23 protein-coding genes are annotated in these 24,740 nt (G+C 42.8%); 21 read left to right on the top strand and 2 right to left on the bottom strand.

Annotated elements, in window-relative coordinates:
- Nucleotides 1-29 precede the first annotated feature (29 nt).
- The 14 genes from NSQ11_RS15540 (at nucleotide 30) to pdxA (ending at nucleotide 18,073) form a co-directional block, all read left to right on the top strand.
- Nucleotides 30-1,040 (top strand): LacI family DNA-binding transcriptional regulator, encoded by a 1,011-nt coding sequence (locus tag NSQ11_RS15540; protein WP_017359253.1) that lies wholly within the window; start codon nucleotides 30-32, stop codon nucleotides 1,038-1,040.
- A 58-nt stretch (nucleotides 1,041-1,098) separates the two neighbouring features.
- Nucleotides 1,099-2,550 (top strand): tagaturonate reductase, encoded by a 1,452-nt coding sequence (locus NSQ11_RS15535; protein ID WP_048002133.1) that lies wholly within the window; start codon nucleotides 1,099-1,101, stop codon nucleotides 2,548-2,550.
- A complete protein-coding gene (locus NSQ11_RS15530; RefSeq protein ID WP_048002134.1) occupies nucleotides 2,547-4,040 on the top strand; it encodes an altronate dehydratase family protein in 1,494 nt (497 codons plus the stop codon). The genes NSQ11_RS15535 and NSQ11_RS15530 overlap by 4 nt, the downstream gene beginning before the upstream one ends.
- 20 nt (nucleotides 4,041-4,060) lie before the next feature.
- Nucleotides 4,061-5,452, top strand: coding sequence for a glycoside hydrolase family 28 protein (locus NSQ11_RS15525; protein WP_335358073.1), 1,392 nt, complete (start codon nucleotides 4,061-4,063; stop codon nucleotides 5,450-5,452).
- Between the two features lie 171 nt (nucleotides 5,453-5,623).
- Entirely contained in the window at nucleotides 5,624-6,574 is a 951-nt protein-coding gene (locus NSQ11_RS15520; RefSeq protein WP_335358074.1) for an ABC transporter substrate-binding protein, read from the top strand.
- Complete coding sequence (locus tag NSQ11_RS15515) at nucleotides 6,540-7,598, top strand: iron ABC transporter permease (protein WP_335358075.1); 1,059 nt, start codon at nucleotides 6,540-6,542, stop codon at nucleotides 7,596-7,598. The genes NSQ11_RS15520 and NSQ11_RS15515 overlap by 35 nt, the downstream gene beginning before the upstream one ends.
- Complete coding sequence (locus tag NSQ11_RS15510) at nucleotides 7,595-8,881, top strand: heme ABC transporter ATP-binding protein (protein ID WP_202734227.1); 1,287 nt, start codon at nucleotides 7,595-7,597, stop codon at nucleotides 8,879-8,881. The genes NSQ11_RS15515 and NSQ11_RS15510 overlap by 4 nt, the downstream gene beginning before the upstream one ends.
- Nucleotides 8,882-9,060: 179 nt before the next feature.
- Entirely contained in the window at nucleotides 9,061-9,963 is a 903-nt protein-coding gene (dapA, locus tag NSQ11_RS15505) for a 4-hydroxy-tetrahydrodipicolinate synthase (protein WP_079919746.1), read from the top strand.
- A 4-nt stretch (nucleotides 9,964-9,967) separates the two neighbouring features.
- The gene (locus NSQ11_RS15500; RefSeq protein ID WP_081114494.1) at nucleotides 9,968-11,140 is read left to right on the top strand and encodes an iron-containing alcohol dehydrogenase; all 1,173 of its coding nucleotides are present in this window, start codon (nucleotides 9,968-9,970) and stop codon (nucleotides 11,138-11,140) included.
- Between the two features lie 71 nt (nucleotides 11,141-11,211).
- Complete coding sequence (locus NSQ11_RS15495) at nucleotides 11,212-12,615, top strand: sodium:solute symporter family protein (protein WP_008347100.1); 1,404 nt, start codon at nucleotides 11,212-11,214, stop codon at nucleotides 12,613-12,615.
- A complete protein-coding gene (locus NSQ11_RS15490) occupies nucleotides 12,615-13,790 on the top strand; it encodes an exo-alpha-sialidase (protein WP_008347099.1) in 1,176 nt (391 codons plus the stop codon). Before NSQ11_RS15495 ends, NSQ11_RS15490 begins: the two co-directional genes overlap by 1 nt.
- A 146-nt stretch (nucleotides 13,791-13,936) precedes the next feature.
- Entirely contained in the window at nucleotides 13,937-15,721 is a 1,785-nt protein-coding gene (locus NSQ11_RS15485) for a PrpR N-terminal domain-containing protein (protein ID WP_335358076.1), read from the top strand.
- A 25-nt stretch (nucleotides 15,722-15,746) separates the two neighbouring features.
- Nucleotides 15,747-17,093 carry a four-carbon acid sugar kinase family protein gene (locus NSQ11_RS15480; protein ID WP_035389371.1) on the top strand — a complete coding sequence of 449 codons (1,347 nt, stop codon included), beginning with the start codon at nucleotides 15,747-15,749 and terminating at the stop codon, nucleotides 17,091-17,093.
- Nucleotides 17,069-18,073, top strand: a complete 1,005-nt coding sequence (pdxA, locus tag NSQ11_RS15475) for a 4-hydroxythreonine-4-phosphate dehydrogenase PdxA (RefSeq protein ID WP_035389369.1) — start codon at nucleotides 17,069-17,071, stop codon at nucleotides 18,071-18,073. Before NSQ11_RS15480 ends, pdxA begins: the two co-directional genes overlap by 25 nt.
- 36 nt (nucleotides 18,074-18,109) lie before the next feature.
- Here the strand turns inward: pdxA and NSQ11_RS15470 are convergent, their stop codons facing one another.
- Nucleotides 18,110-18,856: a 3-oxoacyl-ACP reductase family protein gene (locus NSQ11_RS15470; RefSeq protein ID WP_076821085.1), complete on the bottom strand. Its 747-nt coding sequence runs from the start codon at nucleotides 18,854-18,856 to the stop codon at nucleotides 18,110-18,112.
- A gap of 189 nt (nucleotides 18,857-19,045) precedes the next feature.
- Here NSQ11_RS15470 and NSQ11_RS15465 point away from each other — a divergent pair, with 189 nt between their 5' ends.
- From NSQ11_RS15465 to NSQ11_RS15435, 7 genes are all read left to right on the top strand, one after another.
- Nucleotides 19,046-19,615 carry a cob(I)yrinic acid a,c-diamide adenosyltransferase gene (locus tag NSQ11_RS15465; RefSeq protein ID WP_007500294.1) on the top strand — a complete coding sequence of 190 codons (570 nt, stop codon included), beginning with the start codon at nucleotides 19,046-19,048 and terminating at the stop codon, nucleotides 19,613-19,615.
- Nucleotides 19,616-19,780: 165 nt separating this feature from the next.
- The gene (locus NSQ11_RS15460) at nucleotides 19,781-20,176 is read left to right on the top strand and encodes a membrane protein (RefSeq protein ID WP_008347092.1); all 396 of its coding nucleotides are present in this window, start codon (nucleotides 19,781-19,783) and stop codon (nucleotides 20,174-20,176) included.
- A 15-nt stretch (nucleotides 20,177-20,191) separates the two neighbouring features.
- On the top strand, nucleotides 20,192-20,857 hold the full coding sequence (locus NSQ11_RS15455; RefSeq protein WP_342501151.1) for a PspA/IM30 family protein: 666 nt from the start codon (nucleotides 20,192-20,194) through the stop codon (nucleotides 20,855-20,857).
- Nucleotides 20,858-20,968: 111 nt separating this feature from the next.
- Nucleotides 20,969-21,838: a DUF4097 domain-containing protein gene (locus NSQ11_RS15450; RefSeq protein ID WP_019744036.1), complete on the top strand. Its 870-nt coding sequence runs from the start codon at nucleotides 20,969-20,971 to the stop codon at nucleotides 21,836-21,838.
- A gap of 30 nt (nucleotides 21,839-21,868) precedes the next feature.
- A complete protein-coding gene (liaF, locus tag NSQ11_RS15445) occupies nucleotides 21,869-22,633 on the top strand; it encodes a cell wall-active antibiotics response protein LiaF (RefSeq protein ID WP_035389364.1) in 765 nt (254 codons plus the stop codon).
- Nucleotides 22,630-23,694, top strand: a complete 1,065-nt coding sequence (liaS, locus tag NSQ11_RS15440; RefSeq protein WP_007500303.1) for a two-component system sensor histidine kinase LiaS — start codon at nucleotides 22,630-22,632, stop codon at nucleotides 23,692-23,694. The genes liaF and liaS overlap by 4 nt, the downstream gene beginning before the upstream one ends.
- Entirely contained in the window at nucleotides 23,691-24,326 is a 636-nt protein-coding gene (locus NSQ11_RS15435) for a response regulator transcription factor (protein WP_007500305.1), read from the top strand. Before liaS ends, NSQ11_RS15435 begins: the two co-directional genes overlap by 4 nt.
- 42 nt (nucleotides 24,327-24,368) lie before the next feature.
- Here NSQ11_RS15435 and NSQ11_RS15430 read toward each other — a convergent pair whose 3' ends face one another.
- The gene (locus tag NSQ11_RS15430; protein WP_007500307.1) at nucleotides 24,369-24,737 is read right to left on the bottom strand and encodes a hypothetical protein; all 369 of its coding nucleotides are present in this window, start codon (nucleotides 24,735-24,737) and stop codon (nucleotides 24,369-24,371) included.
- Between the last annotated feature and the right edge of the window lie 3 nt (nucleotides 24,738-24,740).

Raw genomic sequence — 24,740 nt, 5'->3', positions numbered from 1 at the left:
TGATAAAAAATCATAAAAGGCGGAATAGCATGACAGTCACAATCAAAGATATAGCAAAATTGGCAAACGTTTCTCATACCACAGTATCAAGGGCTTTGAATAACAGTCCTTTTATTAAAGAGAAAACAAAACAAAACATCTTGTCGATTGCAAAACAGCTGAATTACTCACCGAATGTCCATGCCAGAGGCCTTGTCTCGCAAAAATCATTTACAATTGGTCTGTTTTTTACGAGTTTAACAGAAGGCACATCCTCAAGTTTCTTTGTTGATGCATTAAAAGGCGTCAACAGTGTAATAACAGAAAACTATCATTTGGTTGTAAGAGGAATTGACGATTTTCACGATTACACAACCATTCATAAACAGCGGTATGATGGTATTTTGCTTATGAGCCAAAGCGAGCATGATGAAGCGTTTATCCATCATGTGAAAAAACAGGGCATTCCCATTATTGTACTGAATCGCCGTGTAGAAAGTAATCAAGTGATGAATATATTAGCGGATGATGGTGAAGGGGCATACCAAGCTGCACACTATTTCATTCAGCAGGGGCATAAACAAATTGCCATTATTGAAGGGAAAGAAGGGTTTAAATCCACACAGGAAAGAAAAGCTGGTTTTTTGCAAGCACTCATTGACCATCATGTACCCATGAAGAAGGAATACATGATCACAGGCGACTATCATATGAAGAGCGGCTATGAATCAATGGAAGCCTTACTCACTCTTGATGATCCGCCAACTGCCCTTTTTTGCTCAAACGATGACATGGCGATTGGTGCGATGAATGCATTGTTTGCAAAAGGTAAAAGGTGTCCTGATGATCTCTCTATTATCGGTTTTGATGATATTTCATTTTCATCTTATACAACGCCTGCCCTCACAACAGTCAAAAAGCCAATTGAAAAAATGTGTGCGCTTGGAGCAGAAGCGATCCTTTCAGTCATCAACGGTGAAAAGCAAGAAGACGATCATCTGGAAAAAGTGTATGTCCACACAGAGCTGATGATTAGAGATTCAGTAAAAAAGGTGCAGTAATCAGCATCTTTTAAATGAAAATGTTCACGTGTGCAAAAAATGCGGGGAGGAAAAGCGTTTGAGACGATTATCCAAAGATGTGTACCCAGTGGCTGAATATCCTGAAACCATTCTACAAATTGGCGAAGGGAACTTTATGCGGGGATTTATGAATTGGCAGATCCAGAAGTTAAACGACTGTACAGATTTTAAAGGAAGAGCAGTGGTTGTTCCTCCTCGAAAAGGATCAGTGACCGCTCTAAATGAACAAGATGGTTTGTACACTTTATGTATTCAAGGGTTTCATGACCAAAAAGAAATGAACGAACGGATCGTCATTCAATCCATCAGCAGGGGAATCAGCACATATACAGATTATGAAGCCTTTTTACATGTAGCGGAAAGTCCTGATGTGCGCTTTGTCTTTTCTAATACAACAGAGGCAGGACTTGTGTTAAGAAAAGAGGACCGATTAGAAGATCGGCCGCAAGCAAGTTTTCCAGGAAAGCTGACAGCCTTCTTGTATCACCGCTTCAAAGCTTTTTCTGGAGATGAGAAAAAGGGCTTGATCATTTTACCTTGTGAATTGATTGAACAAAACGGTGATCGATTAAGAGAATATGTGATCACAATGGCAGCTGAGTGGAATCTTCCGCCTGATTTTGTGGCTTGGGTCAAGGAAGCCAACACGTTCTGTAATACGTTAGTTGATCGGATTGTCCCAGGATTTTCTCAGAAAGCAGCGGAGACTGTTCAAAAAGAAGAGGGGTATATTGATGAATTGCTTGTCACGGCAGAATATTATCACCTGTTTGTCATTGAAGCACCTCCGTTTGTTCAAAAAGAGCTTCCTTTTCAAGAAGCAGGGTTAAACGTACTTTTTGTGGAAGATATCGCTCCCTATCGTATGAGCAAGGTTCGCATTTTAAACGGTGCGCATACAGCGATGGTGCCGATTGCATATTCATGTGGCTTGGATACTGTCAAAAAAGCGGTGGATGATGAGCATGTTGGTGTGTTCATTCGCCGCATGCTTGAGGAGGAAGTGCTGCCAAGTTTGCCACTTCCTGAAGAAGAGCTGCTGCTTTATACACAATCCGTTTGGGATCGATTCTGCAACCCTTTTGTCAAACATCAATTACTCGATATTGCCTTAAATGGTGTATCTAAATTTCGGGCACGTATTCTCCCGTCTCTTCTAGATTATATAGAGCTAAAAAAACAGTTGCCTACGAAACTTATGTTCTCACTGAGCAGTTTGATTTATTTTTATCAAATCCAAGCAGAGCAAATAAAGGATGATGAGTCTGTGATGACATTCATGAAGGAAGCATGGGAGGAAGTGGAACATTCCTATGAATTAATGGTCGATCGACTTCTTTCAAACGAAGTTTTATGGGGGATGGATTTGACGAGGATCGCAGGGCTGAAGGATGCAGTAGCCGAGCAGCTCACCTGCATTCATGAAAATGGCATGAGAGCTGCTGTTCACCAAATACTTCAATATGAAAGTCAGGGGGAGAAGGTATGAGAGACTTTGTTGTGATTCATCCTTCAGATAATGTTGGCATCGCTTTAAAAGTGCTTGAGCAAGGCGAAGAGCTTCAGCACCAAGGACATACAATCATTTTAAAAGAAACCGTTGCTAAAGGTCATAAATTTGCATTGGCTGAGATCAAAGAAAAAGAGAATATCATCAAATATGGCTACCCCATTGGTCATGCATCCACTGCGATTTCGACTGGAGAATGGGTGCATACGCACAATATCAAAACGAATCTATCAGGTAAGCTCGATTACGAATACCGACCTTCTTTAACAGAAAACCCCTATGAAAAAACGAATCTGACATTCAAAGGGTATAAACGAAAAAATGGCGCAAGTGGTATACGAAATGAGCTTTGGATTGTCCCAACAGTTGGGTGTGTCAATGGCATTGCCGATCAAATCATTCAAATATTTACTGCTGAAATGGGGGGAAGCATCCATCCTTTTGAAACGGCGTTAGTATTAAAGCACAATTATGGGTGCTCCCAACTTGGGGATGATCATGAAAACACAAAAACCATCTTACAAAATGCCGTAAAGCACCCGAATGCTGGAGGGGTTCTCGTTCTAGGGCTTGGCTGTGAAAACAATGACATTGAGGATTTTAAAGCTACATTAGGGGAGTATGACCAGACGAGGGTGAAATTTTTAAGAAGCCAAGAAGTAGGGGATGAGATTGAGACAGGTGTCGCTTTGCTCAAGGAAATTTATGACGCAGCGAAAGAAGATCAGCGTGAAGACATTCCGTTATCTGAGCTGAAAATTGGGTTGAAATGCGGAGGATCAGATGGGTTTTCAGGCATTACCGCAAATCCACTTTTAGGCAGACTGTCCGATTTTATTGTGGCTCAAGGAGGGACCACCGTTTTAACAGAAGTACCGGAAATGTTCGGGGCTGAAACGATCTTAATGGAGAGAGCGGAATCAAAAGCGACATTCGACAGTATTGTGCAGATGATCAATGATTTTAAACAATACTTTATGGATCATCGACAGCCAGTATATGAAAATCCTTCCCCGGGAAATAAAGCAGGAGGAATTTCGACATTAGAAGATAAATCTCTCGGCTGCACACAAAAAGCGGGTACTTCCGTTATAAAGGATGTTTTAACATACGGGGAGCTACTAAAACGAAAAGGATTGAATTTATTAAGTGCGCCTGGGAATGATTTGGTTGCTTCATCTGCTCTCGCAGCGTCTGGCTGTCAGCTCGTCCTCTTTACAACAGGCAGAGGCACACCGTTTGGCACATTTGTTCCAACGATGAAGGTATCGACCAATACCGCTTTATATGAAACAAAAAAACATTGGATCGACTTTAATGCGGGGGAATTGCTTGAAGATGTACCAGAAGATGTGGTGCTAGAGAAATTCATTGCCACGGTGATTGATGTGGCGAGTGGAAAGCTGTTAAATCATGAAAAAAACAATTTTAGAGAGCTGGCCATTTTTAAAACAGGTGTGACACTTTAAGGCGTCTGGGGGATGAGGAAATGTCTAAAAAATGGAATTTGATGTATGTGACAGCAGGAACAGTACTAACAGGAATTGGACTCGCACGTTTAGCAAAGCAAGGGAAAAAAGACAAAGAAACAGATGGTATAGATCATGTGTTAAAGCAGATAAAAGCGCCAAAGTTCCCAGATCGTGAATTCAATGTCATTCATTATGGTGCAGATAACAAAGGGATAGAGCTTTCGACAAATGCTATTCAGTCTGCCATCGATGATGCACATCGTTTGAAAGGAGGGCGTGTGCTGATTCCTGAAGGGACATTTTTGACAGGCGCTCTTGAATTGAAAAGCAATGTAGAGCTTCATCTTCATGAAAACGCCTATGTGAGCTTCAGCCAAGATACACGTGATTATCTCCCACTTGTTCTAACAAGATATGAAGGAATTGAGCTTTATAATTATTCACCACTTATTTATGCCCATCATGCAGAAAACATCGCGATTACAGGAGCAGGCACGCTGGACGGGAGGGGCGATGAACACCACTGGTGGCCTTGGAAGTATGGAACAAATGGTCAACCCTCTCAAGATCGGGATCGACAGCTTCTTTTTGAAATGGCTGAAAAAAGAATACCAGTGGAAGAAAGGGTGTTTGGCGAAGGACATTATTTAAGATCAAGCTTTATCCAGCCATACAATTGCCAAAACATTCTCATTGAAGGAGTAACAGTAAAGGATTCACCGATGTGGCAAGTCCATCCGGTGTTAAGTGAAAACGTCATCGTCCGTGGGGTGAATATCATCGGTCATGGCCCAAATACAGATGGTGTGAATCCAGAGTCGTGCCGACATGTGCTCATTGAAGATTGTTATTTTGATAATGGCGATGATTGTATTGCCATTAAATCGGGCAGAAATGAGGACGGCCGGAGAATCGGTGTTCCATCTGAAAATATCGTCATTCGTAGAAATACGATGCGTGATGGTCATGGCGGAGTAACGATCGGGAGTGAAATCTCTGGAGGCGTCAAGTATGTATATGCAGAGGATAATGTCATGGACAGTCCGAACCTCGACAGGGCATTGCGCATTAAGACCAACTCTGTCAGGGGCGGTACCATTGAACACATCTATTTTAAAAACAATCTAGTGAAAAGCTTAAAGCATGAGGTGGTCTGTATCGACATGATGTATGAGGAAGGGGATGCCGGTCCGCATAGACCTGTAGTCCGTCATATTGAAGTAGAAGGGTTAAAAAGTAGCGGAGGGCGATATGGCGTGAAGATCGCCGCATACTCACATTCCCCGGTCACACACTTTAAAATGAAAGACTGTGTCATTGACGATGTCACGTACCCTCTTTCATTGGAACATGCAGTATCTCCTTCATTTCAGAAAGTTGTCATTAATGGTGAACATATCAACCAATAGCGGAAGTGAAAACAGCCACGTCAAAGGCTGTTTTTCTTTTATAAGGACAGACAAGACGTATTCGGAATCACATATACAACCTATCTGCACTGTAGTATAATATTCCCGAAATTAGAAAAGAATTGACGAAAGAGATGACGTCAAGCAGTACATAAAGCAGGGGGTTTATTGATGAAGAAGTTAACTGGTATTTGGCTATCATTGTTACTTGTGATCGGTGTTTTAGCAGGGTGTGCAGGTGCGGAAACGGATCAAAAAACAAACAGTTCAAAGCCTAAAGAGACAGCGGCTACGGCATTTCCTGTATCCATCAAAGATGCAGCTGGTAAAACCGTTGAAATCAAAGAACAGCCTAAACGAATTGTTTCGTTAATTCCAAGTAATACAGAGGTTGCCTATGCCCTTGGCCTTGGAAATAAAATCGTTGGTAGATCAGACTTTGACAACTATCCAAAGGAAGTAGAAAAGGTGGAGAAGATTGGCGGTCTTGATTTCAATGTAGAGAAGGTCATTTCCTTAAAGCCTGATCTTGTCTTAGCACATGCATCACAAATGAGTTCAAAAGACGGATTTAAACAGCTTGAAGATGCAGGTATTCAAGTGCTGACTGTTAATGATGCAGCCTCTTTCAAAGATGTGTATAAGTCTATTAATATGATTGGTGAAGCAGCTGGCGTAAAAGAGGCATCAACGAAGCTTGTAGATGAGATGAAATCAAAACTGAATGACATCAAAAAACAAGCAGAATCCATCTCCAAAGACAAACAAAAAACAGTTTTTGTCGAAGTATCGGGTGCGCCTGAAATTTATACAACAGGTAAACAAACGTTTATGGACGAAATGTTGTCTGTCATTCATGCAAAAAATGCTGCTGGCGACCAAACAGGCTGGGTGCAAATGACGGAAGAATCAATTATTAAACGAAATCCTGATGCCATCGTTACGATTGATGGTGCAAGCTTAGCTGATCTGAAAAAAAGAGACGGCTGGAAGGCGATCAAAGCAGTCAAAGAAAAACAAGTCTTTCAATTGAATACGGATCTGGCATCACGACCGGGACCGCGATTGGTTGAAGGAGTGGAGGCTCTTGCGAAAAGCATCTATCCTGACACGTTCAAATAAAATCATCGTTGCATACACAGCAAGTGCTTTACTTCTTGTCGTGAGCATTGGAATGGGAATCTCATTTGGCAGTTTAGGGATTCCCATTCCTTCTATACTTCGGATCTTTGTTCATGAAGTATTTGGAATCGAGGCCGGAACCATTGATGCAATTGACCGCAATATTATGATGAATATCCGGCTGCCGAGAGTGATATTAGCGGCGTTAGTCGGAGCAGCTCTGGCGTTATCTGGTGCAGCCTTTCAAGGTTTATTAAAAAATCCTCTCGCTGACCCTTATACACTTGGGGTATCTCAAGGGGCATCTGTGGGGGCTGTAGCCACATTGTTTTTCAGTTTGCAGTTTCCTTTGCTTGGCAGTTTTACACTGCCTTTTTTGAGTATGACAACAGCGCTTGCCACACTATGTCTCGTCCTCTTTTTTGCCCGTATGGTTCACCGAGGAATGAGCATTTCTTCTTTAATTTTGACGGGGGTCATCTTTAGCTCTTTTTTAGGAGCCCTCATTTCATTAATGATTGCGTTAACAGGTGATGATTTAAAAGAGATTATTCATTGGCTTCTAGGCAGTGTGTCTATGAGAGGCTGGCGATATATTGCTCTTTTCCTTCCTTTTTTCCTCATTGGTACATTTGCACTGATCTTGATGGGAAGAGATTTAAATGTGATGACATATGGCGAAGAAAAGGCAAAACTGTTAGGGGTGCATGTGAAACGGAGCAAATATGTGGTGCTGCTTGCTGGTTCGATTCTGACTGGAAGTGCGGTGGCTGTGTCAGGAACGATCGGATTTGTAGGATTGGTGATTCCACATTTTATCCGTCTTTTATCCATTACGGATCATCGTCATTTGCTGCCTTTGTCGATGCTGAATGGTGCTTCTTTTCTCGTTTTAGCAGATGTGCTCTCCCGTACGATCATTGAACCGACTGAATTGCCTATTGGCATCATTACGGCGTTAATTGGTGCTCCTGTCTTTGGCATCATCCTCATCCGCAGATATAGAGGAGGGACGCATCTATGATTCAAGTGAAGGAAGTTAGAGGAGGATATGGTGAAAAAGAGGTCATTCATGGCGTGAGTTTTGAAGTGGAGCGAGGGGAATTCCTCGGCATCCTTGGTCCAAATGGGAGCGGTAAGACGACACTGCTTAAAATGATCGCAGGTATTTTAGCACCTGAGAGCGGCCAAGTAACACTAGATGGCCATCCAGTTCAATCCTACCGGCCAAAGGCACTTGCGCAAAAATTGGCGGTTCTTCCCCAGAAGACCGATCAAGCCTTTTCATTTACAGTGGAAGAAACGGTCCAGTTTGGGCGTTATCCTTATCAGAAAGGTTGGCTGCAATCTGTTACGAAAGCAGATATCGAGATTGTCAGCAAGGTGATGGACCAAACAGATATTGCTCAATTTAAAGATCAATCCATTCATGAGTTAAGCGGTGGAGAACAGCAGCGGGTTTACTTAGCTCAAGCGCTGGCTCAGTGCCCTGACTATTTATTGCTGGATGAACCAACGAGTTTTCTTGATTTAGCTTATCAAAAAGAGTTACTCGATTTGATTAAACAAGAGACGGTTTCCTCTAACTTAACGGTGATCGGTGTGTTTCATGATGTGAACATTGCCAGTTTGTATTGTGACAGTCTGCTTTTGCTGAATGAAGGAAAGACGGACATGCTGGGAGAACCGCATCATGTGTTGACCACCGAACGGGTGAACCGGGTGTATGAAACAAATGTAACACCTCTCCAACATCCACTGCGGGCAAACCCTCAGCTGGTAATTGAACCTGCGTCCATCTCTGAACATTCAAGGCTGAACTTAGCGGATGGGTGGAAAACATATGGCGCAAACGGAATGACATTTTCTACTCATCAGCCATTGCGCATCCTTTCATCACATGAGAAAAGCGGGGGTTTCTTTTGGACACGGTCCCTTGGAACGGGAACTGAAGCACTCCATGACATGCTGGATGATGAGGAAGGGTACTTATTTCTTGGTCAATCTGATGGGCCGAAGCAATACGCCGCTGAAGATGATGATGAAGATGTCCTTCTTTATGGGATGCATCAAGAAGGAGAGCTGTCCGTTTGGCTTGTGCTGAAAGGAACGATATCAGATGGTGCGTCTGTCCAGCTGATGGGCGAGCTGACGCACTTCATTAAACAAGAGACAAGTATCCAGGTACATCATCTTTGTATCGCTGCTGCCAATGCAGAAGAAAAGGAGCATACTGCTCATTTACATGAAAGAGTCAGACTGAAAGTGAAGCATCTTCTTCATACATTGAATGCTATGAAAAAGTGAACCGGCTGGTTCACTTTTTTTGTTGAAAACATCAACATCTACTTATGTCATCCACTGAATATTTGAAAAAAACGAAAAATATGTTGCTAAATAAATCATATTGCTTTTATAATAAGAATCATGAAAGCGTTTTAATAATTAATTGTTTAAAAATGCAACAACCGGAAGGGGAGGATCATTTGAACATTCAAGGAATCATTCCAGCTATTTTGACACCGCTTACAGAAGAAGAGCATTTTCATCCAGAAGTGACAAAGCAACTTATTGATCATTTAATCGACTCAGGTGTGCACGGCATCTTTGCTTTAGGGACAAACGGCGAATTTCATTTGTTTTCAGAGGAAGAAAAGCTTCAAATTGCTGAAACTGTTGTAAAGGCTGCGGGCGGCAGGGTGCCTGTATACATGGGAGCAGGTGAGAATAGCACTAAGGCAACCATTAAGCTGTCAAACAAGTTCGCAGATTTAGGCGTAGATGTCTTGTCGGTTATCACCCCTTATTTTGTTGCGCCATCACAAGAGGAGCTGTATGAGCATTTTCGTCATATTTCAGAGAATGTGACCATCCCCATTTTACTTTATAACATTCCATCAAGAACAGGTGTGTCACTTGCGCCAGAGACGGTTGCAAGGCTCAGCGTTCTACCGAATGTGTTAGGTATTAAAGACAGTAGTGGAGATATTGCCAATATCAAAGCATATCTCGATGTCACAAAGGATGAAGAGTTTGTCGTGCTTGCAGGAACGGATTCCCTCATTTTAGAGACATTGAAGCTAGGCGGAACAGGTGCAGTGGCGGCAACGGCAAATGTGCTTCCCAAAACCGTCGTTGGCATTTATGAATCGTTTCAGCAAGGAAATCTTGACCAAAGTGAGCAATGTCAGCAGCAGCTACAGCCGTTAAGAGCGACATTCACATTAGGAACGTTACCAGCACCTTTGAAAAAAGCAGCTGAACTTTCAGGGATTCCTGTAGGTCCGCCAAAAAGCCCGGTCAAAGCATTATCCGGCGAGGCTTTAGAAGCTGTGGTGAACATGATGGAGAATTATCGGATACAAGCAAAAGCAGCAAAGGAGTCGTGAAGAGATGACGATATCACATTATCACTTTCAAACGGCATCACACATTGTTTCTGGCGCCCACTCTCTAGAGCTCCTTGGGGAGAAACTAGAGCTATTAGGACTTAGCAAATTGAGATCGATTTTTATTTTAACGCAGCCATCCATCGTATCTCTTGGTTACGCAGATCAAATCAAAACAGAACTTGCGAAAAAAGGGATTGCGAGTGAGATCAGCACAGAGATTAAGCCTGAACCAACGGAAGAAAATATCGAGGACGTGTTCCAGACATTTTTAAAAGGGGAGCATGAAGCCATTATTGGGATTGGTGGCGGGAGTGTGCTGGATGCGGCCAAAATATTAGCTGTTCTAAAGACGAATGATCAGCCAATTTCTGATCTCGTTGGCACGAACCTTGTTAAAAAAAGAGGAATTCCAACGATTCTCATTCCAACAACCTCAGGTACGGGATCAGAAGTGACACCAAACGCGATTGTTACCTTTCCGGAAAAAGAATTAAAAATTGGCATGGTCAGCCCATACCTTTTGCCTGATCTTGTGATCTTAGATCCCGCACTGACACTCAAATTGCCAAAAGCCATTACCGCAGCTACAGGGATGGATGCTTTTACGCATGCGCTTGAATCGTATATTTCAAATAAAGCCAATCCATTTAGTGATATGTTTGCACTCGAATCGATGAGGCTCATTTCAGGAAGTATTCAGGAGGCCTATCATCACGGGGATAACATGACAGCAAGGGAAGATATGTTGGTTGGTGCCATGTATGGCGGGATGGCGCTCACAAGTGCCGGAACCGCTGCTGTTCATGCAATGGCTTATCCGTTAGGGGGGAAATTCAAGATTTCACACGGTGTCGCTAATTCCATGCTGCTTCCTCATGTCACGGCGTTTAATGCAGACCATATCAAAGATCGTCTTGAAGATATTGCTAGAGTGATAGGGATCGAAGAGAAAGGCTCAAAGCATACGCTTGCAGAGCAAGTGATTCGTCAGGTTGAAGAGTGGACAGCGGATTTACACATTCCTCAACAACTCAAAGCCTTCGGCGTGTCAAAAGAAGATGTGCCGGCACTTGCTGAAGCTGCTTCAGAGGTGAAGAGATTAATGGATAACAACCCGAAGCCGATGTCTGTCTCTGATATTGAACAGATCTACATGAAACTGCTCCACGTTTAACACTTCATACGTCACTGGGATGGGACATGAGAAGTTGCTTCATACGGCTTGCACACAAAGGGGGATTTTAAGTGAATGTCTTAAGCAGTTCTGTCATCACATTTATTTTAATCGTCATTATTCTCTATATTCTGTTTACGACCTGGCTGACGATGCGTTTCCGTAGTAAGTCTAACTCAGAATTTAACAATGCCGCTAAGTCACTTCCAGCTATTGTGGTCGGTATTTTGTTAATGAGTGAATTCATTGGGACGAAGTCAACTGTCGGAACAGCTGAATCTGCTTTTACACACGGGCTTTCCGCTTCATGGTCTGTTATCACAGTTGCTATTGCCTTTTTTATTTTTTCCTTTTTCTTAGTGGGAAAGTTTTATCGAACAGGACAATACACGATTTCAGGTATTATTGATCAAAAATTTGGGAAATCAACAAAGCTTGTTGTCTCTGTCATTATGATTGCAGCCCTGCTCTTGGTGAATCTAGGAAACTATTTAAGTGGTTCAGCTGCCATTGCATCCATTCTTGGTCTTCCTTTAATGACCTGTGCCATCATCACGGCGGTTGTGAGTACATTTTATTTTACTTTCGGAGGAATGAAGGGGGTTGCATGGGTCACGATCCTTCATTCAATTGTGAAGTATGCGGGGATTTTGATTACACTAGGGGTAGCCCTTTATTTAACAAAAGGCTTTGAGCCAATGAAACAAACATTACCCGACCATTTCTTTACATGGGATGGGACCATCGGTTGGGGAACGATTGGAGCTTGGTTTATAGGAAATATGGGTGCCATTTTTGCGACGCAGTTTATCATTCAAGCGATCACCTCGTCGAAAAGTGAACGAGAAGCGAAAAAATCGACCCTGTATGCAGCACTCCTTTGTTTGCCGCTTGCCATTGCGATCGGGATCATCGGTGTCTCAGCCCGTTATTTGTATCCAGACATTGACCCTATTTATGCTTTCCCTGTCTTTTTACAGCATATGAATCCGATTTTGAGCGCTATTGTGGCAACATCGCTTGTCGCATCCATTTTTGTTGGTGTCTCGACGGTTGCACTTGCTACAACCACGTTGATTATTGATGACTTTTATGTACCGAAAAAGAAACCATCACCAGAGCAGCGTATGAAGGTGACTCGGTATGTAGCCGTCATGGTTGGGATTGTGCCGCTTGTGGGGGTCGCACTTGCACCAGAGTTGCTGTCACTTTCCTTTTTTACACGAGCACTTCGAACATCGATTGCAGTTGTAGCAGCAATGGGCTTTTACTTGCCATACTTTAATTCAAATAGAGGAGCAACCATTGGTCTTGCCGCTTCAGGCATCGCCACGACGGTGTGGTATTTACTCGATAATCCATTTGGAATCGATAATATGTATGTGGCCATTATCATTCCTTTCCTAGTTCTGGTGATGGATCGATGGATCAGCCCGCCAGCTAAAAAGGATCAATCACTGAAAGGAGAATTATGATGACAAATGAAGACATCATGATCAAAATAGATGGAAAATTGCGACAAAATGAACAAGACGCAGCTAGAAAAGAAGCCTTTTTACCAACAGATTGCGTGCAAAACCATGCGGCAAATCTCATCGAACTGGATAATGGAGATTTGCTGTGTGTATGGTTTGGCGGTACGCAAGAAGGAATTCCTGATATCTCTATCTATATGTCAAGGCTCAAGCAAGGAAGTAATCAATGGACGAAGGCTGTGAAGCTGTCTGATGATTCTACACGATCTGAACAAAATCCAGTTCTTTTTCAAGAGAAAGATGGCAGGCTGTGGCTGCTTTATACAGCACAACTTTCTGGCAATCAAGATACAGCTCTTGTGAGATATCGTTTATCGGAGGATAGAGGAGAGACTTGGGGAGAGATTGGTACTTTATTTGATCAGCCGGGGACGTTTATACGACAGCCTATTGTTGTATTGGATAATGATGATTGGCTCCTTCCGGTGTTCTATTGTAAAACGATTCCTGGCGTAAAATGGACAGGAAACCGTGATGTCAGTGCTGTGAAGATTTCCTCAGATCAAGGGAAGACCTGGGAAGAGGTCACTGTGCCCAACAGTACTGGCTGTGTTCATATGAATATCGGAAAATGTGCGGATGGTTCCCTGCTTGCCCTCTTTAGAAGCCGGTTTGCTGATTCGATTTATATGAGCCGTTCAGTGGATCATGGACGGACATGGTCTGAGCCAAGAGCAACAGAGCTGCCAAACAATAACTCATCCATTCAATTTACGGTGCTCCATAATGGTCATCTTGCCCTCGTTTATAACCATATCAACGCGGATGATCAAACAGAAAGAAGAGCGTCCTTGTATGATGAAATTGAGGATGAAGGCGATACACGAACGGCTGTTGATACAGAGGCGCGTCCAGCCTTTTGGGGAACACCGCGTGCGCCAATGACACTTGCCATCTCGACGGATGACGGTGCGACATGGCCCGTCAGACGTAACCTTGAAATTGGCGATGGATATGCCATGACAAACAACTCAAAGGACAAATTGAATCGAGAGTATTCCTATCCATCCATCACAGAAGGAAAAGATGGTAGTCTGCACATTGCGTTTACTTTTTACCGGCAGGCCATCAAGTATGTGTGTGTGAAAGAAGAATGGACTCATCACACGTCTTAACCGCAAGGGATCAGTGTTTCCGTGAATTGTAACCCTCATTTTCTTCATTTATAATTGATGTTTGGAGGGTTGTCTCAATTTGCTAACATTTGGACTCCCTCAACGTATGTCTCACGATGAAGAGATAAAAAATGGGGGTCCTTTTCATGAATATAAAAGTATTAGGTATTGCGCCGTATAAAGGATTAGGCGATGTATTAACCGACCTTGCCAAAGACGAAAAAAGCATCACATTCCAGCTTGAAGTCGGAGATCTTAGGTCTGGTGTTGCACTGGCAGAACAGGCCGAGGCTCAAGGAATGGATATTATTATGAGCCGCGGGGGGACAGCTGCGCTTATTCAAAAACACGTCAACATTCCAGTGGTGGATATCCCTGTGTCAGGCTACGACTTGCTTCGTGCCCTCACGCTGATTAAAGATTACCAAGGGAAAAAAGCAGTAGTTGGATTTGAAAATATTACACATGGTGTACGCACCATCGGAGAGTTATACGGGATCAAAATTGATATTTATACGATACAGCAAGAGGAAGAAGTGTGGGATCTTTTACAGCAGTTACAGGAGCAAGGGACACAGGTTGTACTGGGTGATGTGATTACAGATAAAGCGGCCAAGGAGCTGGGGATGCAAAGCATGCTCATTACCTCAGGACGTGAATCTGTCAAAGAAGCGTTTCATCAAGCAAAACAAATGTACCGTTTATATAAAGAGGCGACAGCTGAGCAGCGCCTCTTTCGTGAAATGATTGACCAAGAGTCAAAAGGGATGCTGATCATTGATCAGCACAATCAGCTTTATTTTATCAATCAGCAAATGAAAGAATGGACAGAAAAAGGGTTATTTGCACCGTTTACGTCTCATGTTGATGTGATGGATTGGTGCCCGGCGCTTGAACTAGCAGTAAAAGCAGTTCGAGAAGGAAAACAAAATGGATATTCTCAAATCTCCTTTCAGCAGCAAGTGTGGCATGTCAAAGGAAGCTTATTATCTAAAGGTGAGCTGCTTTTGACGATTGAGAAGCCTTCTGCTGTGATTAATAGGGAGGGGCAGCGTATATGGACGCTGGCTGCACCTGTTCATTCAGCACATCCATTTGCTCTTTTTACTGAGCAGAGTTCAAATATGAAAGATGTGATTAAAAGGGCAAAGGCGTTCAGCCAAACAGATCGATCGATTTGTCTTTATGGTGAACAAGGAACTGGTAAATCAAGCCTTGCTTTTGCTATTCACCAATTGAGCGAGAGGAAAAATGAGAGCTTTATGACGGTGCATTGCAGCCGTTTGACTGAATTAGATGATGTAAACATAATTCCGGTGCATCAAAAAGGGACGATCTTTCTGAAGGATATTGATCGTGTCCCAATGGCTATGCAGCCCATTATGGCCGAGCAGCTTATTCATCATCAGCAGAACATTCGCTGGATGGCTGCATCTACAGTTGATTTGTTCAAATTGATGCAATCTGGGGCGTTTCATGAAGACCTATATACGTGTTTGCAGGAGCTCGTCATTCATGTCCCGCCGTTATCTGAACGGGCAGAAGATATTGAGGATATGAGCAGGTTATTTATAGCTGAATTAAATTCTCTTTATGGGACGCAGGTTGTTGGGCTGTCAGCAGATGTGATTGCCGCCTTTCAAAACGAGCGATTTAGAGAAAATGTCCGGCAGTTCAAGCGGATTATGGAGGAACTGGTGCTGACAACAAAAAGTGGATATATCACGTTGAGTAAAGCAAAGCCGGCAATTGAGCAACTTGCTTCTGAGAATGAAGAAAAACAGCTGTCCAGCTATTTACATGGCACGCTTGACGAGATTGAAAGACGAATCATTCGGACGGTGCTGGAAGAAGAAAATATGAATCAATCAAAAGCAGCAAAGCGGCTGAATATTAACCGCACGACGCTGTGGAGAAAGTTAAAGGAATAATATGCAATGAGACCGAGGTGTCTAAATGACAAACGATCTATTAAAAAAAGGAGCGAACTTAGAGCAAAAGGTGATCATTGTGGCTGATGATTTAACAGGCGCAAGTGATACAGGTGTTCAATTTGTGAAGGCCGGTTTAAAAGCCTCTGTGCTGTTCCAGCCGTCATTTGAGGATATGAGCCGGTACAAGGAGGAAGATGTACTTATTGTCGATACAGACTCACGAAGTATGTCTTCTGAAAGAGCGTATAATGAGGTCAGTCAAGTGGTCCAGCCGTTTCTACAAGGGGATTCGCACCTTTTCTTTAAAAAAATAGATTCAACGTTAAGAGGAAATATAGGAGTAGAGCTTCAGGCACTAATGGATCTTGGCCGGTTTGATGCGGCAGTCATTGCCCCCGCTTACCCCGATGCGAATAGATCTACGGCCTATGGGATTCATTATGTGGAGGGTGTGCCTGTTCATCTATCAGAAGCAGCGAAGGACCCAAAAACGCCTGTCCTGACATCCAGTATTTCAGACTTAATTGACGAGCAGACAAACATCAAGCCAAAACATCTTTCGCAGCAAGCGATCTATTCAGAGCTAAACGAAACGAGTCATGACGTTTCATCTTTATTAAAACATGGTCATCAATGGTTTGTGTGTGATGCAGAAACGAACAATGATTTAACACAGATCGTTGATTTGTTTATGAAGATCAATCAAAGAGTGCTTTGGGTCGGGTCAGCCGGACTCGCTGGCGCATTATCATCCTATGTCGCGAAACACCGCAATCTTTCTCATGCAAAAAAGCATGAATCTGTTCTCATCGTTTCAGGAAGTGCTTCTCAAAAAACAAATGAGCAGTTTGCTTTTTTAAGAGAAAAACACGATTGTCTCGAGGTGAAAGTGAACCCGTTGAATGTATTAAACGGCCGTGAAGCATGGGAAAGGAAATCAGTCATGGATCAGTTGCTCATGCGTCAGGATGAAGATATTCTCCTTTATACAGACGCAAGGCCAGAAATGGTTGAACAGATGTTGGCATACGGTGAAGCGAATGGCATGACAAGACAAGAAGTAGGAAGTACCTTATCTGTCTGTCTTGGTAAGATCACAAAAGACATTGTTGAATTAACAGGGATGAAACGCCTTTTTTTAACTGGTGGAGATACGGCGCGTGCGATATGCCATGAGCTTGGAGCAGGCGGGATTCAGCTGTTGAAAGAAATTGAACCCGGCATCCCGCTTGGGCGGCTCGTTGATACGAGTGTATATGCGGTCACAAAAGCAGGGGCATATGGTCAAAAAGATTCTGTGCTCCATGCGGTTGAAGTGTTGAAAAACATAGAGGGGGTAGACGAATGGCAAAACCAATCATTGCTGTAACGATGGGAGATGCTTCTGGGGTTGGTCCTGAAATTATTTTAAAAGCCTTCCAGCAAAGCCGTTTACATGAAGAAGCCGTTCTATTTGTCATTGGAGACACCCATATATTAAATAGGGCGAAAGATTTTGTGAATACACATGTGGAGATTGTCAGTATTAAAGAACCGGAGGAGGCGGAACAAGTAAAAGCTGGTGCCGTTCCTTGTCTTGATCTTCATCTATTAACAAGTGATATTCCAGTAGGAGAGATTTCAAAAGAAGCAGGGAATGCCGCTTTTCGATATCTTGAAAAAGCCATTACACTTGCGAATGACCGTAGAATTGACGGCATTTGTACAGCACCGTTAAACAAGGAAGCACTTCATAAGGCTGGTCATATGTATCCAGGGCATACAGAAATATTAGCTGACCTGACAGGTACGGACGATTATGCCATGATGCTGGCAGCTCCTAATTTAAAAGTGGTGCATGTGACGACACATATCGGATTAATGGATGCCATCTTAAAAATCAATCCTGAGCGTGTATACACAACGATTAAACTGGCTCATGATACCCTCGTTCGATCTGGTATCCCTGCACCTAGAATTGCTGTGTGCGGGATTAATCCGCATGCCGGGGAGAATGGTCTGTTTGGAAACGGAGAAGAAGAGGAGAAGATCATTCCAGCGGTAGAACGAGCACAGGATGAAGGGGTTCAAGTATTTGGCCCGCTACCAGCTGATACACTGTTCTTTAGGGCGACAAGAGGCGACTTTGATATCGTTGTGGCGATGTATCATGATCAAGGGCATGGACCAATCAAGGTGCTTGGCTTAGAATCAGGCGTTAATATTACAGTTGGATTGCCTATAATCCGTACAAGTGTCGATCATGGGACAGCATTTGATATTGCAGGAACAGGAAAGGCTGATTCTGCGAGTATGGAAGAAGCCATTCGGCAGGCAATCATGCTTTCTGGTACGAGAGAGAACCGATAGTAAAAGTGAAAGAGCCTTCCAATGGAGGCTCTTTCTTTAGTTCATATACGTTCCGCCATTCATATTGATGGTTTCCCCTGTGATGAAATCTGACTGATCAGAGGCTAAAAAGGTGACGGCGTTTGCGACTTGCTGCGGTGTTCCAATTGTTTTCAGAGGAATTCTTTCTAAAACAGATCTACGGTATTCATCACTCCACTGTTTGCTCATGTCTGTCTCAATTGGCCCAGGACAGACAGCATTTACATGAATGTGATGTGCTGCTAATTCTTTGGCAAGATGCATCGTTAAGTAATTGATACCTGCCTTTGAAACGCCGTAAGCGGGTGATGCATTGTGATGAGGGGTTTTGCCAGTAGTTGAACTCATGTTGACAATCTTCCCGCCTTGCTGTTTGATCATGTCAGGAATGACTGCTTGACACATGAGAAACGTACCCGTCAAATTAATATCAATTAGTCTTTTCCATTCATCAACAGATGTATCGACTGTTGATTTCCGCAAATTGATCCCAGCATTGTTGACCAATATATCAATCTGTCCGAAATGGTTTTTTGCCTTCTCAACGAGGGAGGCAGCTGTCGCTGGTAAACTAGCATCACCAGTGACAGAAACAGCGCGTGTCTCTTCTTTATTCAGAGAGGAGCAAACGTCTTGCAATAGCACTTCATTCGTTCCGTTCAGCACCACTTTAGCTCCTTCAAAGACAAATGCCTCCGCAATGGCGCGGCCAATCCCTCTGCTTGCACCTGTAATGATTGCTACTTTGTTTTGTAAAGTCATCTATCATCCCACCCATCAGTCATAATTAAAAAGCGCTTTCATTTATTATAAAATGTGATGTTTCATCATTCAACATATAAAGTAGAAATGAAGAGATTTTGAATAAAAGTGTTTCATAATAAAACAAATACATCTTTTCCACTTCAGGGTATACTAAAAGGAACAAGCAATGGATAAGGGGGAACCTCAATGAAACTTTATACAAAAACTGGAGATCAAGGTCAAACAGGCTTGATTGGCGGGCGAGCTGATAAAGATGACGCAAGAGTAGAAGCGTACGGTACATTAGATGAGGCGAATAGTTTGATTGGACTAGCCCATGCAAACTTAAGGCAGCATGGCGAATTGTTTCAAGATATTCTATCTGAGCTAATGGTCATTCAGCATGAGCTGTTTGACTGCGGCGGTGATTTGGCAGCGGTGAAACCACCGAAAGAAGGCAAGTTAAAAGAAGAGTCTGTCACAGTCCTTGAAAAGCGAATGGACGTGTATGTAGAAGAAGCCGCACCGCTGACTAAATTTATTTTACCTGGCGGCCAGGAAGGTGCTGCCCTCTTACATGTAGCGCGAACAGTCGTCAGGAGAGCCGAGCGGCATATTGTGACACTCGCAAAGCAGGAGGAGATTCCAGCAGTTACGCTCACATATGTGAACCGTCTATCCGACTATTTATTTGCTGTCGCCCGTATTGTAAATCATCGGCTTGGTGAAGCGGATGTTGAATATGAACGAAGTGCAGACGTGTTTCGTTCTAAATGAGGAAAAGCACTCTTCTAGTCGAAGAGTGCTTTTTCTATAGATTCAACCGCTCAGTCTGAGCCATGTTACGACTCTGGTCGCAATCAAAGATCAATCTACGACACGTTTTGCCAGCTTCCTTTTTTGACTATAGTGAAAGCAAGGAGCAAGAAAGGAGGCATGAAGATGAAAATCACAAGTAAAACCATCATCGGTTCAATCCTGATGTTTATCGGTTTATCCATCTTCTTTGGTGGTTCATTGGGCGGGCTGATCCCGACTTTGATTGGGGCGTGGCTCATTTATGTAGGTGTCAAAAAATATGATAAAGGCAGTAAAACAACAGGGGTCATTCTCTCTATTATCGGTGTATTGCTCGTCGTGCAGTCGCTGCCATTTTTACTCGGAATCGCATTTGCTGGAGTACTTCTCTACTTTGGCTGGAAGATGATCAATGGTGAATCTGCAAAGGAATCATCAGGCAGATCATCCTATATGGAGCCAAACACGGCACCGAACATGGAAGAACCGATGCACACGTCATTTGATCAAGAATGGGAAGACTTTTTAAAGAAAAAATAAAGGGAGGAATATGAAATGGTATTAAGAAGAGTACGTGATATGTTTGTTGCAACAGTCAATGAAGGTTTAGATAAATTGGAGAATCCGCGTGTCATGCTGAATCAATATGTTCGTGATATGGAGGACGATATTGCCAAAGCGAAACATGCGATCATTAAACAGCAAACCATTCAGCAAGGTTTCTTGAGAAAAGCAGAAGAAACAGAAGCATTTGCTGATAAGCGAAAGAAACAGGCGGAGCTGGCGTTTCATGCAGGAGAAGAAGAACTTGCACGGAAAGCACTGACTGAAATGAAGTATTTTGAAGAAAAGCACAACGAATATCAAGAAGCCTACCAGCAATCTGTTAAACAGTTGAAAGAGCTGAAAGAACAGTTGCAGCATCTAGAAACAAAGCTGCGTGATGTTAAAGACAAGAAGCAAGCGCTGATTGCAAGAGCCAATGCTGCACAGGCAAAGCAGCATATGAATGAATCTATGAATAAGGTTGATAGTGAAAGTGCTTATAAAGAATTTCTACGCATGGAGAATCGTATAGAGGAAATGGAGACAAAAGCGGGTAGTTATGCACAATTTGCCGATCAGGGTGCATATGCTCATCTTGATTACACTGATGAGGTTGAAAAGGAATGGCAAAAGCTTAAGCGATCAAAGCAGCTTGAGAAACAGCCGGCAAACTAATGGAAATGTGTCAAAACGGAAGAAAAACAGGATTTTTCTTCCGTTATTTGATTTCTTTCTGTTTCGCTTTTCCTTATAATAAAAAGGTCAAAGGATAAAGGGATGATATAAATGAAACGGTTCATTGGTCTAATTTGTATACTTGTTGGTGTTTTTTTGATGATTGGGATGCTTTTCAAAAATGGAGATCTCTTTCATTTGAGCTTTTCTCGTGATAAAGCGGTCACAACAGCTTCAGCGAAAAAGGATGAGGTTGAACAATTAGATATCTCTCTTTCTGGATTTCGCATCAAGGTGAAGCCGGAAGATCGTTCGGATATTTCTGTGATGGTTGTGAATGGAAAAGGGAAAATGTATGCGGAACAAACAGGCGGAACATTCAAAGTCCGTGCTGAAAATAAAGGATTTTTGTTTTTCTCTGCATTTGAAAAAGGAGAACTCTTAGTCAAAATTCCAACAGATTATCATAAAGATGTGAAAATAACAGGTGGAATCGGCGTGAGCGAAGTAAATGGCGAAGGAAAGCTGTCTCTTCAAGATGTGACGCTCAAATCAACGAGCGGAAACCTCACAGCTGAGAACTTCTCAGCAAATCGAGTGGAAATCAAGGCGACTTCTGGCAGACTCTCAGTGTCTCATATTGATGCGAAGGAAAGTGATATTGGTGCCACTTCTGGTCGTGCTGATATTCAAGATGTAAAAGGAAAGCTGCAATTAGGCATGACAAGCGGCAGGCTGACAGCAAGCTTTGATACAATTGATTCACCAGTCGACTTTCACATGACATCAGGCAGTGCGAAATTGAACTTGCCAGATGAGGGAGATTTCAAAGTTCAAGTGAAAAAAACGAGTGGAAGTATTGATCATTCGTATGATTTTGACCAAGCGGATAGTGAAGGCCGAGGTTTTACAGGCACGCATGGGAAAGGGACACACTTAGTCGATATTGAGATGACAAGCGGAAACTTAAAATTGCGGTAAACAAACGAAAAAAGGAAGGAGGCGAGTCAACTGCGTTTTTCTAGAAATCAAATTTTAGGCATCATTGTGGTGATTTTTGGTATTAATCTTTTTCTCAAAATTATTGGGATTGGGGCAGACCTATTTTGGCCAGTGTTTTTTGCTCTATTTGGTTATTGGCTGCACTCTCGATCTAAACGTTGGCTCGGTTCGGTTTCCTATATTTTTGCAGGCTTTCTCTTCTTGAAGTTTCTACTAAATATCACGTTTAGTTTGACTGGGTATTTATTTGCTGCCTTTTTGATCTATGCGGGCTATCGTTTATTGAAAAACAAACCTGTTTTTGATGTCGATAAAAAGGATTCATCAGACGATGGAAAGCCTTCACTGAAAGTCAATCTTGAAAAAGAGGGCGATCAGAAGAAAACAAAAAGCCAGGCAAAGCCGCGCAAAGAACATGATTTCTTTATCGGTGAAGTCAGGCTGATGAAAAAACCATTTCAATTAAGTGATTTGACCATTTCAGGTTTTATTGGCGATGTCAAAATCGACTTATCAAAGGCGATTATTGCTGAGGAAGAGAGTACGATCGTCATTAGTGGACTCATCGGAGATGTCGATATTTATGTACCGCAGGATATTGAAGTGTGTGTGAGTGCTTCGGCGGCGATTGGTGATATGAAAATCATTGATGAAAAAAGAAGCGGGTTCGGCAGTAAAGTGTATGTCATGACAAATGATTATGATGAGAGCAAGCGAAAAGTGAAAATCTCCATTTCTCTCCTGATAGGGGATGTGGATGTGAGGTACTTATGAGGAAACTGCATTTAGGCATCCAGTGGCAATCTGTTCGTCTTGCAGTCGGTATCTCGCTTGGTGTTGTCATCATGACGACACTCCCGATGTTTTTTTATTACCAGCTTGATCCCATGATTTTACTGTCTACGCGGTGGTTCGGCATCCCGTTTTTTTGTATTTTGCTCATTATTAGTCTCGCCATTGGTGTATCAGCGGGGCATGTGTTTGGCTATCAGCATAAGAAGCGGCTGGATCAGCTTGTAGAGTCGATTTTGAAGTTTGAAAATGGGAATTTTGCCTATAGACTGCCTTCTCTAGGTGATGATGAAATTGGTTTGGCGGCAGATCAATTAAATGAAATGGCGAAACGAGTGGAAGGGCAAGTAGCCTCCTTACAAAAGCTCTCAAATGAGCGAGCTGAATGGCAGGTTCAAATGAAAAAATCGGTTGTCTCAGAAGAGCGTCAGCGTCTAGCGCGTGAGCTGCATGATGCAGTCAGCCAGCAGCTATTCGCCATTTCGATGATGACGTCTGCGATTCTTGAAGGGATGAAGGAAAAGGATGAAAAGATTTTAAAGCAAATGCGTCTTGTGGAACGAATGGCTGGCGATGCACAAAATGAGATGCGTGCACTCCTTTTGCATTTAAGACCGATCACCCTTGAAGGAAAAGACTTGAAAAAAGGCTTGATTGAGCTACTCAATGAATTTCAGGCAAAGCAGCCAATTGATATTGATTGGGAAATAGAAGATGATGCTCCGCTGTCTAAAGGGGTGGAGGACCATCTGTTCCGAATTGTGCAAGAAGCCCTTTCCAATGTGTTTAGGCATGCAAAGGCGACAAAGGTGACAGTACGTCTGCTTATTCGGAACCGTCAAGTTCAATTGAAAATTATCGACAACGGGATTGGTTTTCAAACAGATCATGTGAAGACTGCTTCCTACGGACTTGAATCGATACGAGAAAGAACAAGTGAAGTAGGCGGTGTCGCAGAGATTATGTCATTTGAGGGAAAAGGCACACAAATTGATGTGAAGGTTCCCATTTTTGATGAAGGAAAAGGAGAGAACGTTCGATGATTCGAGTGCTTTTAATTGACGATCACGAAATGGTGAGAATGGGTCTTGCTGCTTTTTTAGAGGCACAGGCGGATATTGAAGTCATCGGTGAAGCGTCAGATGGACAAAAAGGTGTAGAACTAGCGGTTGAATTAAAGCCAGACGTGATTTTAATGGACCTTGTCATGGAAGGCATGGATGGCATCGAAGCAACGAAAAGAATTTGTCAGGAAATAGAGGATGCCCGGATTATTGTACTGACGAGCTTTATTGATGATGATAAAGTGTATCCAGTGATTGAGGCTGGTGCTTTAAGCTATCTTTTAAAAACATCGAAAGCAGGAGAAATTGCTGATGCCATCAGGTCTGCAAGTATCGGCGAACCAAGGCTTGAATCAAAAGTAGCTGGAAAGGTCATGAACAAACTCCGCCATTCATCAAATGGGTCCATTCTGCACGATTCGTTAACCGCAAGAGAAATGGAAATATTAAAGCTGATTGCCGATGGGAAATCGAATAAGGTCATTGCTGAGGAATTGTTTATTACCATCAAAACAGTCAAGACGCATATTACCAACATTCTTTCCAAGCTTGATGTAGAAGACCGCACACAAGCAGCCGTGTATGCACATCGCCATAAGCTGATTCAATAAAAAAACAGCTTTCAAATGAAAGCTGCTGGAACATGCACAAAATTAGTCCTTCTGTCCTGTGATTGGACGTTCGGATAGTTGATGGAGCTCAGGAACTGGAAAAGCCTCCTGCTCCTCGGCCGATTTGTCTTCCAGGGTTTTCTTCATCTCGGAAAGCAGCTTGACGCTTTCCTTTGCCACTGCAGCTTTTTTCTCTTGCAAATCAATGATCTGTGAAAGTCCAACAAATAAACCGCCTCCAATCAGAAGGAGCGCAGGGGTTTGTCCATAATAAATCACGATCAAAAATGTGCTTGAAAAGCTGTCGGCTTCAATGAAGAAATCTTCTTTTGATTGCATGAATACCACGACTAACAGAAGTATTCCTAGAATCAAAAATAGAATGCCGGCCGAAAGTAAAGCTCGTTTCATGAT

The organism is Bacillus sp. FSL W7-1582 (assembly GCF_038593325.1).
Lineage (GTDB): Bacteria > Bacillota > Bacilli > Bacillales > Bacillaceae > Bacillus > Bacillus altitudinis.
This window is presented reverse-complemented; position numbering and strand designations above follow the sequence as displayed.

Bases quoted from the DNA above. Each gene is read 5' to 3' on its own strand.
- NSQ11_RS15540 (WP_017359253.1), top strand. From the start codon at position 30: ATGACAGTCACAATCAAAGATATAGCAAAATTGGCAAACGTTTCTCAT.
- NSQ11_RS15530 (WP_048002134.1), top strand. From the start codon at position 2,547: ATGAGAGACTTTGTTGTGATTCATCCTTCAGATAATGTTGGCATCGCT.
- NSQ11_RS15525 (WP_335358073.1), top strand. From the start codon at position 4,061: ATGTCTAAAAAATGGAATTTGATGTATGTGACAGCAGGAACAGTACTA.
- NSQ11_RS15520 (WP_335358074.1), top strand. From the start codon at position 5,624: ATGAAGAAGTTAACTGGTATTTGGCTATCATTGTTACTTGTGATCGGT.
- NSQ11_RS15510 (WP_202734227.1), top strand. From the start codon at position 7,595: ATGATTCAAGTGAAGGAAGTTAGAGGAGGATATGGTGAAAAAGAGGTC.
- NSQ11_RS15500 (WP_081114494.1), top strand. From the start codon at position 9,968: ATGACGATATCACATTATCACTTTCAAACGGCATCACACATTGTTTCT.
- NSQ11_RS15490 (WP_008347099.1), top strand. From the start codon at position 12,615: ATGACAAATGAAGACATCATGATCAAAATAGATGGAAAATTGCGACAA.
- NSQ11_RS15485 (WP_335358076.1), top strand. From the start codon at position 13,937: ATGAATATAAAAGTATTAGGTATTGCGCCGTATAAAGGATTAGGCGAT.
- NSQ11_RS15480 (WP_035389371.1), top strand. From the start codon at position 15,747: ATGACAAACGATCTATTAAAAAAAGGAGCGAACTTAGAGCAAAAGGTG.
- pdxA (WP_035389369.1), top strand. From the start codon at position 17,069: ATGGCAAAACCAATCATTGCTGTAACGATGGGAGATGCTTCTGGGGTT.
- NSQ11_RS15470 (WP_076821085.1), bottom strand. From the start codon at position 18,856: ATGACTTTACAAAACAAAGTAGCAATCATTACAGGTGCAAGCAGAGGG.
- NSQ11_RS15465 (WP_007500294.1), top strand. From the start codon at position 19,046: ATGAAACTTTATACAAAAACTGGAGATCAAGGTCAAACAGGCTTGATT.
- NSQ11_RS15460 (WP_008347092.1), top strand. From the start codon at position 19,781: ATGAAAATCACAAGTAAAACCATCATCGGTTCAATCCTGATGTTTATC.
- NSQ11_RS15455 (WP_342501151.1), top strand. From the start codon at position 20,192: ATGGTATTAAGAAGAGTACGTGATATGTTTGTTGCAACAGTCAATGAA.
- NSQ11_RS15450 (WP_019744036.1), top strand. From the start codon at position 20,969: ATGAAACGGTTCATTGGTCTAATTTGTATACTTGTTGGTGTTTTTTTG.
- liaS (WP_007500303.1), top strand. From the start codon at position 22,630: ATGAGGAAACTGCATTTAGGCATCCAGTGGCAATCTGTTCGTCTTGCA.
- NSQ11_RS15435 (WP_007500305.1), top strand. From the start codon at position 23,691: ATGATTCGAGTGCTTTTAATTGACGATCACGAAATGGTGAGAATGGGT.
- NSQ11_RS15430 (WP_007500307.1), bottom strand. From the start codon at position 24,737: ATGAAACGAGCTTTACTTTCGGCCGGCATTCTATTTTTGATTCTAGGA.